The following is a 14,190-nucleotide window of genomic DNA, read 5'->3' as shown; positions in this document are numbered from 1 at the left end:
GCGCAAAATCGCCGAAAACGACTACGCAACCCTCGGCGACACCTCAACCCTCGCCGACCCATCCGTCGTCGACGACCTCATTCACAACAGAATGAACAAGGGCGAATAGGCTCCATTCCGCCGGCAGAACGCGAATCGTTCTGCCGGCGACCCACGCCATCCGCATTCAGAATGCACCGCGGCACCGGATTTTTTCACCAAGATTGGGAAAACAATCCTAAATCATCTCTCCGACCATTTCAGCCACGGAAACCCCGTTAGGACGCGTTAAGCAGAGATTCCCGATTTGCTTTCAAATTGAGGCATCGCACTGCGAAACTGGCGGAGATGTGATACAACGGACAGGTGGGGGCACGCTGGACGGAGCATGTTATGCAAATTGCAGGCCTCTCTTATTCGAGTGCGCCGCAAACCATGGCACAGACCATCGGTTTACCGGGCGCAGGTGACAACAAACACTCGGTAACCGAGATTCAGCCGATTCTGGATGCGCGCCGACCGGAGACCAAGCTGGGTTCTGCTGACTCACCGCTTGCTTTCTGGAACGCAGTACGGGGGGAACCCGACCCGGAGACACACACGCCGCCCCCGTCGATCATGCAGATCAAGATCAGTCAAATCCTGCAGGATCAAGCGCTTGGTCAAACCGATGAGGCCACCGAAGACGTGGCGACGCACGAAAACACGGGTCAATCTGATGCCATCGACAAAAATGAAGATGCCGCTCGGACGCGCCTATCGGAAGACACCGAGGATGCGCCTGAACCGACGAAGGGAACTCAGAAGGAATATAAAGCAGACGCGACGCCCGAACGTGTCCCGATGATTATGCCCCTGAAGCTTCCGCAGGCATCGCCTTCCGAACAAACCGGCAACGCGACCAATGTACCGGCTGCCTATGAGGAAGCCGCGAATATCTCGCGTAAAGACCTGCTAAGCATTGCTGAACACGCTCAGGGCAACAAAAGATAAACGCGCGCTCAGCCTAGTACCGCGACGAATCAGAGAAATCCAATTAGTGGACCGCACAATGGCGCGTAAAACGACAGATTCGCGCGGTTCTCCGTGTTATTCAAGTCACAGGGTCGCTTTTCACTGCGTCATTCCTCACATATAAGCCCCGCAGACGCGCGAAACAGCGCGAGCGTTTCAGGCTTAGGCACGAGGATGGTATGAGCAAAAACAACCACGACGCAGACGTGGCCTTTATCAAGGCGTTGGCGGAACTCCTGCAGGAGAACGACCTGACCGAGCTAGAGGTCAGCCGCGAATATGGCGAAGATGATGCGCTGAACGTACGCGTGTCCCGTGCCGCTCCACAGCAGGTCACTTACGCAGCGCCCGTCGCAGCACCTGCCCCGGCTGCGGCCGCAGCACCGGCGCCCGCAGCCGCAACAGCGGCCGCAGCACCAGATATGCCCGAAGACCCGGCTGCCCACCCCGGCGCTGTGACCTCGCCCATGGTCGGCACCGTGTATATGCAGGCAGAACCCGGCGCACCGGCGTTCATTTCGGTCGGCGCTCAAGTGTCCGAAGGGGATACACTGCTGATCGTGGAAGCCATGAAAACCATGAACCACATCCCGGCACCGCGCTCCGGCACGGTAAAGCGTATCCTTGTTGAGGATGGCGCCCCGGTCGAATACGGCGCGCCGCTGGTCATCCTCGAATAAGGGGGCGCGCATGTTTGATAAAATCCTGATCGCCAATCGTGGCGAGATCGCCCTGCGGGTCATCCGCGCATGTCGGGAAATGGGCATCCCCTCTGTCGCGGTACATTCCACTGCCGACAGCGACGCTATGCATGTGCGCATGGCCGATGAGACCATTTGCATCGGCCCCGCGCCTTCCCCGGACAGTTATCTATCCATCCCCGCCATCATTTCTGCGTGCGAAGTGACCGGGGCGACGGCTATTCACCCGGGCTATGGCTTTCTGTCGGAAAACGCCAAGTTCGTGCAAATTGTCGAAGATCACGACATCACGTTCATCGGCCCGTCGGCAGAACATATCTCGATGATGGGTGACAAGATCACCGCCAAAGACACGGCGAAGGCGCTTGGCATTCCTTGTGTTCCGGGTTCGGATGGCGGCGTTGCCACGCTGGAAGAGGCGCTGAAGATCGGCGAGGACTTCGGCTATCCCGTTATCATCAAGGCCACCGCCGGCGGCGGCGGGCGCGGGATGAAGGTCGCCACATCCGCACAGGATATGGAAAAGGCCTATCGCACCGCCCGAGCCGAGGGCAAAGCCGCCTTTGGCAACGACGAAGTCTATATCGAAAAGTATCTGCAAAAACCGCGTCACATCGAAATTCAGGTGTTTGGCGACGGCCAAGGCAATGGTGTCCATCTGGGCGAGCGCGACTGTTCGCTGCAGCGTCGCCACCAAAAGGTCTTCGAAGAAGCGCCCGGCCCCTCGATCACCGAGGAAGAACGCGCACGGATCGGCAAGATCTGCGCCGATGCCATCGGCAAGATGGGCTATCGCGGCGCCGGCACCATTGAATTCCTATATGAAGATGGCGAGTTCTACTTCATCGAGATGAACACACGTCTTCAGGTCGAACATCCGGTCACCGAGGCCATTTTCGGCGTCGATCTGGTGCGCGAGCAGATCCGCGTTGCGGCAGGCGAAAAGCTGTCCTTCACGCAGGACGACTTGCAGATCAACGGCCATGCCATCGAAGTGCGCATCAACGCCGAGAAACTGCCAGAATTCCGGCCCTCGCCCGGTACGATCAGCCATTTCCATGCGCCCGGCGGTCTGGGCGTCCGGATGGATTCCGCGCTGTATGACGGGTACCGGATCCCGCCCTACTACGACAGTTTGATTGCCAAGTTGATCGTGCATGGCCGCGATCGGCCCGAAGCACTGGCACGGCTGAACCGTGCACTGGGTGAGCTGATCGTCGACGGGATTGATACCACGGTTCCGCTGTTCCATGCGCTTTTGCAGGAAAAAGATGTCCATACCGGCGAGTACAACATCCACTGGCTGGAGAAATGGCTCGCCGCCGGCAATCTGAAATGACGCTCTGGGGCCGGTACGAAGCGCGTGACCGGCCCCGACACCCGATTCTCTGCCAACGTATGTTTATAACCAAAATCTACGGCGCGCCCTGAATTGCGGTTGCGCAGCCGCTGGCTGTTAGCTACATCTTTACGCTACGTCCGCGAAATGTGGCTTTAGCCCCCCAAGTCTTGCCGCAATGCAGCGGCTGACCCTTGACACATCTCGCAATCGGGCTGTTATAGAGGGGTAGGTAAACGCTCAACATAGGTACCCGCCATGAAACTCGCAAAAATTGCCGCCATCGCATTGCTGGCCTCCGCTCCGATCACTGCTTCCGCTCAGGAAGCTGATCCGTTCACATCCTCCACCGGCTCTGAACTGCTGCCGCTGTTCATCATCGGTGGTGCTGCTTCGATCATCGCAATCACTGCTGGATCGAGCGACAGCGATTCTTCGGACGGCACCGAAGACTAATTTCTGGTTACCACCAGACAGAATCATGAAAACGGCGGCGCGCGAGCCCGCCGTTTTTTCTTTCGGGCCGCCAAGGATCAGCTACAAGGGTTTACAGGCCGCTCTTAACCACAATGATCAATGCCCGTGACGCCCGAACTTCTTCTTCATGCCTACCGTTCCGGCATATTCCCCATGGCAGAACGGCGGGATGATCCGGAAATCTTTTGGGTTGATCCGCGACAGCGGGGCATTCTGCCGATTGACGGGTTTCATGTCTCTCGCAGTTTGGCAAAGCGACTGCGGCGCAGCGATTACACTGTCGCGCTGACGACTGCATTCGGTGATGTCATTGATGGATGCGCAGACCGGTCCGAGACGTGGATAAACGCCGAAATACGCGAGCTGTACCTCGAATTGTCACAGCGCGGCCATGCCCATTCTCTCGAAGTCTGGCAAGGCGACGCACTGGTAGGAGGCGTGTATGGCGTATCTATCGGACGCGCCTTTTGTGGGGAAAGCATGTTCTCCCGCATCACCGACGGCTCAAAAATCGCTCTGTCGTGGCTGATCGCGCATTTGCGACAGTGCGGGTACACTTTGTTTGATACGCAGTTCCTGACCCCGCATTTGGCCAGCCTAGGGGCCATTGAAATTCCGCGTGCGCAGTATCATGCGCGGCTGGCGGAAGCCCTGGAGGGGCACGCGGACGCAGCCAGCCGTCCCCTTCCCCGGGATGGCGTCGAAGTTGTGGACCGCCTGAAACAGGCTCAGTTCACCACGCAGCGCAATACCCAGACGTCATAACGCGCATGGTCCAAAGGGTTGAGCGCCGGTGAAGCGGCGACCATCCATCCCTCGAAAACAGGCGCAGCCACGCCCGCCTCGCGGATCGTGAGGAACGCATAGGCGTTGCCTGATGGATCGCCTGCGGGATAGCGGCATTCCCGCAGCGTGACATCCAACAAGCCCATGGCGTGTGTTTCGCCATTCGACAGCGTCACATCAGACACCTTGGCATTCAGCTTGTCCAAGCTCCGCAGAACCGCGCCCGGCGCGGCATTCACCGCCTCTTGGGCGGAACCCGCGACCGGCATCAGCATCAGCAGTGCGAAAGCGATAAACTTCATGGCACATTGCCTTTGATTCAAAAGGGCCAAAACGACCGGCCGTCAAACGCGCCTATCACCAGACGATCAGGTTTATTCGGGCGTCCAGGCTTCGTAATCCGAGCGAACCGCGGGCTTTGGCGCGCGGATCGATCCAGACGGCGCATAGGCCAAAGCTGTACCGGTCAGGTTTTCCTGATGCGGCTTTTCCCATGCCTTATGGGCCAACGGACGATCGCCGGGCTTTTCGTCAAATGTATGATGCAACCAGCCATGCCAGTCGGGAGACACCCGAGACGCCTCGGACTCGCCGTTGAAAATCACCCAGCGGCGGCCATTGTCGCCCTCGTAATAGGCGTTGCCCTGCTCGTCCTCGCCTACTTTTGTCCCCTTTCTACGGGTGTAAAGCAGCGTGTTCAGCGTAGCCCCATTCCACCAGGTGACCGCGCGCAGCAACGTGTTCAGAATGCCCATGGATGACTCCCTTAGGTTTGAAGACTGTATGGCGAATGTCTTGCCTCACGTCCAGTGGCACCGTTGTCGCAAAACCGGCGCAGTTGCGCCCATTTGAAAAAAACTCTGCGATGCATCGGCAGCATGTGCCACAGTGGTCAGGTCAAGCAAACAGACCGGATGCCGAGCCCTAAGATGAAAGACATAGATCACGCCACCGAATGCATGGGCGTGCGGGTGCCGCACTCTCCCTTTCTTAACGAAACACGCATCAAGCGGATCGAACAGGCCCGCTATGAAGGGGACGAAATCGCAGGCGCGCTGCGTGTTATCAAAGAAGGTGACCGCGTTTTGGAAATGGGGGCCGGTCTGGGGATCGTCGGCGCCGTCATCGCCAAAAATGCCAAACCCGAGGCTGTCCTTTCATTCGAGGCCAACCCGAACCTCATCCCACATATCCGCGCGCTGCACAGCCTCAATGAGCTTGAAGGCATCATGGAGGTGCGCAACGAGGTTGTCCTGACCGGATCTGACCAACCAAAGGCGATGACATTCAATGTCGACAACAGTTTCCTCGCCTCTTCCCTGATCAAGAACGAACGTCGCAAAACAACGCCCGTCTATGTGCCAACCGTGGATTTCGCCAAGCTTGTGGAAGATTTCCGGCCCGATGTCCTTGTGATTGATATCGAAGGGGGCGAACTGGATTTCCTGAACAGCGCAGACCTGACAGGTATTCGTGCCGTCATCATCGAATTCCACCCCGGGGTGTATGGAAAATCTGGCACCACGACCTGCAAAGAACGGTTGAGATCCTTCGGTTTCCGCCGCGTTGATGATGTGTCGACCCGTTTTGTCTGGACCTGCGAGCGTCAGGACACCACGCAAACCAGCCCGTCACCGGATGGCGGCTGGGCCACCGAGATTCAGACCTTTGCAAACCCGGTGATTTGCCCGCCCGCTAAACGATCCTTGGTTTTGGAAACTGGCGTGTTCGATGCGGATGGATCGCCCGTCAGCCAAGCGGTCCATTGGCAAAAGGAACGCTGCATGACGGTCGCGCCCAGCCTTCCGGACACAGCTCCGGACAAGCTGGACGGGACGTGGTTGTGGGGCGGCGTCCTGTGGCAGTATTTTCCGCATTTCATCACGGAAAGCATCACGCGGCTTTGGGCCTTGGGCGCGCCAGAGGCCAAAGACCTCAATGGCATCCTGTTTGTGCCCAAGAACCCCGAAAAAGCGAACGTACTGGATTTCCAGACAGATTTCCTGCGCTTGATGGGCGGCGACCTGCCGGTTCATGTGGCGACCAAGCCGGTGACCCCTGAAAAGCTGTTGATCCCCGGTCAGGGGTTCGGCCTGGGCCAGATCGTCCGTGGGACCGATAGCTTCAAGACTGCGATGCACCAGCGTTTTGGCAAAGATGTCAAATCCGACGGGCCCGAAAAGCTGTATATCAGCCGTTCCCGGCTGAGCCAGAATCGCGGGGCGCTCCTGGGGGAGGCTTTCGTGGAGCTGTACCTTGAGGATCAAGGATATGAGGTTTTCCACCCGCAGGATCACAGCTTGGAAACACAAATCGCGCGCTATCGGGCGGCAAAACAAGTCATCGCCTCGGAAGGGTCCGCCCTGCATTTTTACGCGCACGCCGCGAATGGTGATGCCAAGGTCGCGATGATCACACGTCGGAAATCTCGAGCGACCCGATTTATCGCGGAGCACATCCACAGCTTCACCGGCACGCCGCCCCTTGTGATTGATACAGTGCGGCGGAGCTGGCTACCCGAGGGTACAGATCGCAAGAGACTGGCCATGGGCGAACCCGATTTCCCCGCCATCCAACGCGCTTTGATCGACGGCGGATTTATTGCCGAAGGTGCCACATGGGAGCAGCCCAGCGAAGCTGATATCAAAGCGCAGCTTGGCGCAGGGTTTCGAGAAATCAGCGCCGACGTGGCGCAAACTGCGGGCTCCTGACACCGGAGCCCGCGACCCGATTAAGCTAGGCAGGTCAGTTCGATTTCGATCCGGTATTTGGGATCGATCAGGTTGCATTCCACCATAGTTGCAGCTGGCGGATTGTCCCCGAAAACCTCGGTCAGCACGGGCCAGCATGCCTCAAATTCAGAGGCGTCGGGCAAATAGTAATTGACGCGCACCGCCTTTTCAAAGCCGCTGCCGGCCTCGGCCAAGGCATTCTTGATTGTGTCGAGGGCGGACCGGCACTGTGCCGCCACATCATCCCCCTGCCCCACGGTCCCGGCCACATGCACGAAACCGCCCGCGACAACAGCGCGGCAGTAGCCGATTTTCGCCTCGAACGGGCTGCCTGTGTGAATTCGTTTGATGGTCATAGCGTCTTTCCTTGGCTGACTGCGCATATCTATGGCCAAGAAAAAAGGCGGGGAAAAGCCCCCGCCTTCTATAACGCAACGGTTCGGTTTTAGGCCGAAGCGCCTTCTTTCTTTTGGTCGGCGTAGATCATCAACGGTTTGGCATCGGCATTGACCGATTCCTCGTTTACGACGACCTCTGTCACCTCTTCCATGCCCGGCAGTTCGAACATCGTATCGAGAAGGATCCCTTCGAGGATGGAGCGCAAACCGCGCGCACCCGTCTTGCGTTCGATGGCCTTTTTGGCGATCGCGCTCAACGCATCGTCGGTGAACGTCAGCTCGGTTTCTTCCATCTCGAACAGGCGCTGATACTGTTTCACCAGCGCGTTCTTCGGCTGGGTGAGAATGATGACCAGCGCGTCCTCGTCCAGATCTTCCAGCGTGGCAACGACCGGCAGACGACCCACGAATTCGGGGATCAGACCGAACTTCAACAGATCCTCCGGTTCCAAAGATTGGAACGTCTCGCCAATGCCTGCTTCGCTGTCATCGCGCACATCCGCACCAAAGCCCATGGCAGAGCCTTTGCCGCGCTGCTTGATGATGCGGTCCAGACCCGCGAAGGCGCCGCCACAGATGAACAGGATGTTCGTGGTGTCCACCTGCAGGAATTCCTGCTGCGGGTGCTTGCGCCCGCCCTGCGGCGGAACCGAGGCCACAGTGCCTTCCATCAGCTTCAGAAGCGCCTGCTGCACCCCCTCACCCGACACGTCGCGCGTGATCGAGGGGTTCTCGGACTTGCGCGTGATCTTGTCGACTTCATCAATGTAGACGATGCCGCGCTGCGCGCGTTCGACGTTGTATTCCGACGCCTGCAACAGCTTGAGAATGATGTTTTCCACATCCTCACCCACGTAACCGGCTTCGGTCAGCGTGGTCGCATCGGCCATGGTAAAGGGCACGTCCAGAATACGCGCCAGTGTCTGCGCCAAAAGCGTTTTACCGCAGCCCGTAGGACCGATCAGCAAAATGTTGGATTTCGCCAATTCGATGTCAGAGGATTTCTGCGCGTGGTTCAGGCGCTTGTAGTGGTTGTGGACCGCCACCGACAACACGCGCTTCGCCTTGGCCTGACCGATCACATAATCGTCCAGAACGTCACAGATTTCGCGGGGTGTGGGCACGCCGTCAGCGGATTTCAGACCCGCGCCCTTTGTTTCCTCGCGGATGATGTCCATGCACAGTTCGACACACTCGTCGCAAATGAACACGGTCGGCCCTGCGATCAGCTTGCGCACCTCGTGCTGGCTCTTGCCGCAGAAACTGCAGTAGAGCGTGTTCTTGCTGTCACCACCTGAATTCGTCGCCATGCTCAGCACCTTTCCCGGGTTTCCCGGTGTTCCTTGCCACCTTGCCCGCCGGACTGCGGACGAGGCGGGCCTTGCGCCATGATCCGGACAGCTTAGGCCACCCACCGGAGCGCCACAATCCGAAAATTGGCCCCATCCCTAACGCGGACGGGGCCAGTCTGTTCACTTGTCTGTTTCTTCGCCTTCCGGCGCGCGGCTTGTGACGATCTCGTCGATCAGGCCCCATTCCTTGGCCTTTTCCGCATCCATGAAGTTATCGCGTTCCAGAGCGGATTCGACCGCCTCATAGGTCTGGCCGGTGTGCTTCACGTAGATTTCGTTCAGACGACGCTTCAGCTTCAGGGTTTCTTCGGCGTGGATCATGATATCCGTCGCCTGACCCTGATACCCGCCGGAGGGCTGGTGCACCATGATGCGCGAGTTGGGCAGCGAGAACCGCATGCCCGGCGCACCGGCAGTCAGCAGCAGCGAGCCCATGGACGCCGCTTGCCCGATCACCAGCGTCGACACCTTCGGTTTGATGTACTGCATGGTGTCATAGATCGACAGGCCGGAGGTCACGACACCGCCGGGGCTGTTGATATACATCGAAATTTCTTTCGACGGGTTTTCCGCCTCAAGGTGCAACAGCTGTGCGACGATCAGGGACGACATGCCGTCGTGGACCGGACCGTTGAGGAAAATGATGCGTTCCTTCAGCAGGCGCGAGAAGATGTCGTAGGCCCGCTCCCCGCGCGAGGTCTGTTCGACCACCATAGGGACAAGGTTCATGTAGGTTTCGATGGGGTCGTTCATTGGTATCCTGCCAAACTCTGCTTCAAGAAGCGTTCCTATCGTCTCTGTGTTACCTGAGTCTTAGTATCGGGGCAGAAGGGCTGCAAGGGGAACCGAGGTCACGAGATATCCACCGCCTTGTGCTTGAATGGCGGCCCGCGCCTTCTAGCTGATTGGTCATGACAGGCCCTGACGTGATCCCGACCCGCTCTGCTGCGCTTGAGGCGCTTGCAAAATTCGCCCCCCGTGCCGGCCATCTGTATGCGTTGCAACGTAATTACGATCTGGGCGCGGACCAGCACGACAACGTGTCACAGCTCTCGCCCTATATCCGGCATCGGCTGATCACCGAGCAAGAGGTTCTGGACGCCGTGCTCGCCCATCACAGCCCGCAGGATGCGCAAAAATTCATCGCCGAAGTGTTTTGGCGCACCTATTGGAAAGGCTGGCTGGAAATGCGGCCGGATGTATGGAAGCAGTACCAGAGCGATCTCACCCAGGCATGGAACAATGTGCAGACACAATCGGGGCTGCGCAGCCGGTGGCAGGACGCCTGCATGGGCCAAACCGGCATCGTCTGTTTCGATCATTGGGCGCGGGAACTGGCGCAAACCGGATACCTGCACAACCATGCCCGGATGTGGTTCGCCTCTATCTGGATATTTACCCTGAAACTCCCGTGGGTACTGGGCGCTGATTTCTTTCTCAGGCATCTGCTGGACGGGGATTGCGCGTCGAACACCCTGTCATGGCGCTGGGTGGCGGGGCTGCAAACGCGGGGCAAACACTATCTGGCCGAGCCCGAGAATATCGCGCGCTTCACCAAGGGGCGCTTTCGCCCGCAAGCGGGCGATCTGGACACGGATGCACAGCCGTTGGACGGCCCCATGCCGCCGGATCCCAGCGCCCCGCCGACCGCTCAGGACATCGACCTGACACGCCCCAGCGCGTTGCTGCTGCATATGGATGACCTTGCCCCGGATGATCTGTTGGATCAGGGGCTGCGCCCGATGGTGACCATTATGCTGCCCCCTTCTGAACGGATGACGCCTTTGCGGATGTCGGACAAAGTCCAGACCTTCCGCAGCGCCGCTTTGCTGGACGTGACCAACCGGCTGGCGGACCTTCTGGGCGATGTGGTGACCTGTGCGCCCGGCCAGACCCTTGCTGCCGCAAAGGCCGCCGGAGCCGAACAGATCGTGACCCATTACGCTCCAACGGGGCCTGTGGCCGACAATCTGGCTCAGATTGACGGCCTTCCCCTACATCAGGCGCTACGCCCCTTTGACGCGCGGGCGTGGCCATACGCCACCAAGGGTTTCTTCAAATTCAAGGATAAGATCCCCGCACTGCTGGCGGCGATGCGCGATAAGGCACCCGCCTGAATGCCCGCAGGCGTTAGTCGAAATCACGCAGCCGCGCCACATAGCGCGCTAGGGTGTCGATCTCGAGGTTGATGCGATCCCCGACCGCAGCATCGCCCCAAACCGTCACCTCTTTGGTATGCGGGATGAAGTTGACGCCGAACCGGCAGCCATCGACCTCGTTCACGGTCAAGGACGTACCATTCAGGGCAACCGAGCCTTTGGGCGCGATGTATTTCGCCAAAGCCTCCGGCGCCTCAAAGGTCACGCGGGTGCTTTCGCCCTCATCCACGAGCGACAGGATCGTCGCCACGCCATCCACATGGCCGGACACGATATGCCCGCCGAGTTCATCCCCGACCTTCAGCGCGCGTTCCAGATTGACACGCGTCCCATCGGCCCAGACGTCCAGATTGGTCTTAGAGATCGTCTCCGCGCTGATCACCACATCGAACCAGTCCGGCCCCAGATCGACAACCGTCAGGCAAACGCCGTTGCACGCAATCGACGCGCCAATATCGATCCCGGCCGTGTCGTAAGACGTCCCGATCCGGGCGTGAAGATCACCACGGTTCTCCAACGCCTTGATTTTACCGATGTCTGTCACGATACCCGTGAACATGCGCCCTCCTGACCGGCCCCGTCTACGGGCCTTAATTTCGCCGCCATCTGTTGTTAGAATAGCAACAAACCATTCACATACTGTGCAAGGATGGGCAAGACGGCAGCAGCGTCGCAGCCACAGGCCCACCCCGCGTCTTACGAGTTCGGATTACCAAATGCCCCACAAGACAGGAGAACAGCGGGTCTTTTTGTTCCTTCAGGGACCACATGGGCCGTTCTTTTCACGCTTGGGGCGTATGTTGCGGCGGACCGGCGCGCAGGTCTGGCGGGTCGGCTTCAATGCGGGCGACCGCGCATTCTGGTTCCACCCCCGCAGCTACCTGCCCTATCGCGGCACACAGGATGACTGGCGCGGCTGGTTCTGCGACCTTCTGACTGAAAAAGGTGTCACCGATATTGTGCTGTACGGCGATGTGCGGCGCATCCACGCCGAAGCCGTGACAGAGGCAAAGCTGCGCGGATTGACGGTGCATGTTTTCGAAGAAGGGTACATGCGGCCATACTGGGTGACCTATGAACGCGGCGGGTCCAACGGCAATTCGCGCCTGATGCAAATGTCCGTGTCAGATATGCAGCAAGCGCTCGCCCTGTCGGATATGGAGGCGCCCCTGCCCCCGGCCCATTGGGGCGATATGCGGCACCACGTCTTTTACGGCGCGCTGTACCACTGGTTTGTCATGTTCAGAAATGGCGACTATCGCAATTTCCGACCGCACCGCTCCCTAACGGTTGTGCAGGAATTCTCGCTTTATTTGAAACGGTTGCTTCTGATGCCGGTCAGCGCGATTGACCGGCTGATCGCGACCACCCGCATCCGCATGGGCGGCTTCCCTTATCACCTGTGCCTTATGCAGTTGGAACACGACAGCAGCTTTCAACAGCACAGCCCGTTCAAAACCATGCCGGATTTCGTCGATCTGGTGGTTTCCGGTTTCAAGGAGGGCGCCCCCGGCCACCACCATCTGGTGTTCAAGGCCCACCCGCTTGAAGATGATCGCGCAGGCATCCGCCGTGCAATTCGCCGCGCTGCGCAAAACCACGAGGTTGCTGAGCGTGTCCATTACGTCCGCGGAGGCAAACTGGCGCAATTGCTCAACGACGCGCGGACGGCTGTTACGGTGAATTCCACCGCCGCCCAACAGGTGCTATGGCGCGGGATCCCGCTCAAGGTCTTTGGCGATGCGGTCTATGCCAAGCCGGAATTTGTCTCGACCAAGCCCTTGGCAGAATTCTTTGCCGCCCCGGGTCGGCCGGACAACAAGGCCTACAAGGACTATCGGCGCTATCTTCTTGAAACCTCTCAGCTTTCCGGCGGCTTTTATTCCGCACGCGGGCGCCGCCAGCTGCTGCGTCAAGTGGTCGATATGATGCTGCTGCCAGAGGACCCTTACGACAGTTTCGCCTCCGGCACCGCGGCCCCGCGGCAACAGTTGCGCGCCGTAGAATAAGCATGTGTTTCACAACGCTGGCTTTTTGCGAATTCCAGCGCTAGCCTGACAAAAAAAGACTGAGGCAGAACATAGGTCGAGGAGACCGAGCAGTGAAACACTCCCCCACCCGTTGGGCGCGGAGCATCGCCTTATTGGCTGCGGTGTCAGTACTGGCATCTTGCGGCCTGCCGCGCGTTGGCCCGAACAAACGTGAAATCTTTGCCGGATCGGTACAGCGCGAAGGCGATGCTTTTATCGTCTCTGTCAATGACCGCGTGACCCGATCCACCGCCGTCGTGCCCGCTCTGGGCTTTTCCGACGCATTCCGTAACGCCTCCATCGTGGGGTCCGATACGATCCAGGCGGGCGATACGCTGGGCCTGACGATCTGGGAGAACGTTGATGACGGGCTGCTGGCGGGCGAAGCCGCGAATTCGACCATCCTCGAAGAGGTGCAGGTCGATGGCGCCGGGTTCATCTTTGTGCCCTATGCCGGCCGCATCCGCGCCGCAGGAAACACGCCCGAACGCATACGTCATATCATCACCCAACGGCTGGAAGACCAGACCCCCGATCCGCAGGTGCAGGTGCGCCGCGTGGCCGGGGACGGATCGACCGTCAGCCTTGTGGGCGCTGTAGGTTCGCAAGGCGTCTTTGCCATTGAACGCCCCACCCGCACCCTGTCCGCCATGATCGCACGCGCCGGTGGTGTCACGATCGAACCCGAGATCGCACAGATCAAGATCATCCGCGGCAACCAGACGGAAACCATCTGGTTTCAGGACCTGTTCAAACAGCCCGAATTTGACATTGCCCTGCGCGCCGGTGACCGGATCCTGATCGAGGAAGACACCCGCGCCTTCACCGCCCTTGGCGCAACCGGATCGCAAGCGCGCGTGCCCTTCGAAGCCCAGAGCCTGTCCGCCGTCGAAGCCATTGCGACCGTTGGCGGCCTGCTGTCGGCCACCGCAGATCCCACCGGCGTCTTTGTGTTCCGCAACGAACCTGCAGAGATCGCCAATACGGTTCTGGGGCGGACCGATCTGGTGGGCGCACAGCGCATGGTCTACGTGCTCGACCTGACGCAGCCCAACGGCATGTTCATGGCGCGTGATTTCGTCATCCGCGATCAGGACACGCTGTACGTCACCGAAGCACCCTATGTGCAGTGGGACAAAACAATTGCCTCGCTCACAGGATCTCTGAGCTCCGTGGCGACCGTGACGTCGATTGCGGACACGCTTAGCGGGTCGGAATAATAC

The 14,190-nt window shown here is 59.2% G+C and carries 15 protein-coding genes; 9 read left to right on the top strand and 6 right to left on the bottom strand.

Annotated features, from left to right (window positions below):
- Positions 1–414: 414 nt before the first annotated feature.
- From ACN5AZ_RS12155 to aat, 5 genes are all read left to right on the top strand, one after another.
- On the top strand, positions 415–972 hold the full coding sequence (locus ACN5AZ_RS12155; protein ID WP_419429153.1) for a hypothetical protein: 558 nt from the start codon (positions 415–417) through the stop codon (positions 970–972).
- A 200-nt stretch (positions 973–1,172) separates the two neighbouring features.
- Positions 1,173–1,673 carry an acetyl-CoA carboxylase biotin carboxyl carrier protein gene (gene accB, locus ACN5AZ_RS12150; protein WP_419429152.1) on the top strand — a complete coding sequence of 167 codons (501 nt, stop codon included), beginning with the start codon at positions 1,173–1,175 and terminating at the stop codon, positions 1,671–1,673.
- A 10-nt stretch (positions 1,674–1,683) separates the two neighbouring features.
- Positions 1,684–3,033: an acetyl-CoA carboxylase biotin carboxylase subunit gene (gene accC / locus ACN5AZ_RS12145; RefSeq protein ID WP_419429151.1), complete on the top strand. Its 1,350-nt coding sequence runs from the start codon at positions 1,684–1,686 to the stop codon at positions 3,031–3,033.
- Positions 3,034–3,291: 258 nt separating this feature from the next.
- Positions 3,292–3,489 carry a hypothetical protein gene (locus tag ACN5AZ_RS12140; RefSeq protein WP_419429150.1) on the top strand — a complete coding sequence of 66 codons (198 nt, stop codon included), beginning with the start codon at positions 3,292–3,294 and terminating at the stop codon, positions 3,487–3,489.
- Positions 3,490–3,609: 120 nt separating this feature from the next.
- On the top strand, positions 3,610–4,275 hold the full coding sequence (gene aat / locus ACN5AZ_RS12135) for a leucyl/phenylalanyl-tRNA--protein transferase (RefSeq protein ID WP_419429149.1): 666 nt from the start codon (positions 3,610–3,612) through the stop codon (positions 4,273–4,275).
- Here aat and ACN5AZ_RS12130 read toward each other — a convergent pair.
- Both ACN5AZ_RS12130 and ACN5AZ_RS12125 read right to left on the bottom strand, forming a co-directional pair.
- A complete protein-coding gene (locus tag ACN5AZ_RS12130; protein WP_419429148.1) occupies positions 4,239–4,598 on the bottom strand; it encodes a DUF2155 domain-containing protein in 360 nt (119 codons plus the stop codon). The genes aat and ACN5AZ_RS12130 overlap by 37 nt on opposite strands.
- A gap of 72 nt (positions 4,599–4,670) precedes the next feature.
- Entirely contained in the window at positions 4,671–5,051 is a 381-nt protein-coding gene (locus ACN5AZ_RS12125; protein ID WP_419429147.1) for an NADH:ubiquinone oxidoreductase subunit NDUFA12, read from the bottom strand.
- 174 nt (positions 5,052–5,225) lie between these two features.
- Here ACN5AZ_RS12125 and ACN5AZ_RS12120 point away from each other — a divergent pair, with 174 nt between their 5' ends.
- Entirely contained in the window at positions 5,226–7,007 is a 1,782-nt protein-coding gene (locus ACN5AZ_RS12120) for an FkbM family methyltransferase (protein ID WP_419429146.1), read from the top strand.
- 20 nt (positions 7,008–7,027) lie between these two features.
- Here the strand turns inward: ACN5AZ_RS12120 and ACN5AZ_RS12115 are convergent, their stop codons facing one another.
- The 3 genes from ACN5AZ_RS12115 to ACN5AZ_RS12105 all read right to left on the bottom strand — a co-directional run bounded on the left by ACN5AZ_RS12115 (position 7,028) and on the right by ACN5AZ_RS12105 (position 9,531).
- Complete coding sequence (locus tag ACN5AZ_RS12115; protein WP_419429145.1) at positions 7,028–7,384, bottom strand: RidA family protein; 357 nt, start codon at positions 7,382–7,384, stop codon at positions 7,028–7,030.
- A gap of 89 nt (positions 7,385–7,473) precedes the next feature.
- The gene (gene clpX / locus ACN5AZ_RS12110; protein ID WP_419429144.1) at positions 7,474–8,736 is read right to left on the bottom strand and encodes an ATP-dependent Clp protease ATP-binding subunit ClpX; all 1,263 of its coding nucleotides are present in this window, start codon (positions 8,734–8,736) and stop codon (positions 7,474–7,476) included.
- Between the two features lie 162 nt (positions 8,737–8,898).
- Positions 8,899–9,531, bottom strand: coding sequence for an ATP-dependent Clp protease proteolytic subunit (locus tag ACN5AZ_RS12105; protein WP_419429143.1), 633 nt, complete (start codon positions 9,529–9,531; stop codon positions 8,899–8,901).
- A gap of 158 nt (positions 9,532–9,689) precedes the next feature.
- Between ACN5AZ_RS12105 and ACN5AZ_RS12100 the strand changes: the two genes are divergently transcribed.
- Positions 9,690–10,895, top strand: a complete 1,206-nt coding sequence (locus ACN5AZ_RS12100) for an FAD-binding domain-containing protein (protein ID WP_419429142.1) — start codon at positions 9,690–9,692, stop codon at positions 10,893–10,895.
- Between the two features lie 13 nt (positions 10,896–10,908).
- Here ACN5AZ_RS12100 and ACN5AZ_RS12095 read toward each other — a convergent pair whose 3' ends face one another.
- Positions 10,909–11,496, bottom strand: coding sequence for a riboflavin synthase (locus tag ACN5AZ_RS12095; RefSeq protein ID WP_419429141.1), 588 nt, complete (start codon positions 11,494–11,496; stop codon positions 10,909–10,911).
- A gap of 157 nt (positions 11,497–11,653) precedes the next feature.
- On the opposite strand from ACN5AZ_RS12095, the gene ACN5AZ_RS12090 reads away from it, so the two are divergent.
- Together ACN5AZ_RS12090 and ACN5AZ_RS12085 are read left to right on the top strand one after the other, a co-directional pair.
- Positions 11,654–12,946 carry a capsule biosynthesis protein gene (locus ACN5AZ_RS12090; RefSeq protein ID WP_419429140.1) on the top strand — a complete coding sequence of 431 codons (1,293 nt, stop codon included), beginning with the start codon at positions 11,654–11,656 and terminating at the stop codon, positions 12,944–12,946.
- Positions 12,947–13,038: 92 nt separating this feature from the next.
- Positions 13,039–14,187, top strand: a complete 1,149-nt coding sequence (locus ACN5AZ_RS12085) for a polysaccharide biosynthesis/export family protein (RefSeq protein WP_419429139.1) — start codon at positions 13,039–13,041, stop codon at positions 14,185–14,187.
- Positions 14,188–14,190 lie beyond the last annotated feature (3 nt).

Source organism: Sagittula sp. SSi028, assembly GCF_048553715.1.
GTDB lineage: Bacteria > Pseudomonadota > Alphaproteobacteria > Rhodobacterales > Rhodobacteraceae > Sagittula.
Note: the sequence above shows the minus strand (reverse complement) of the source record. Positions and strands in the feature narration are given on the sequence as shown.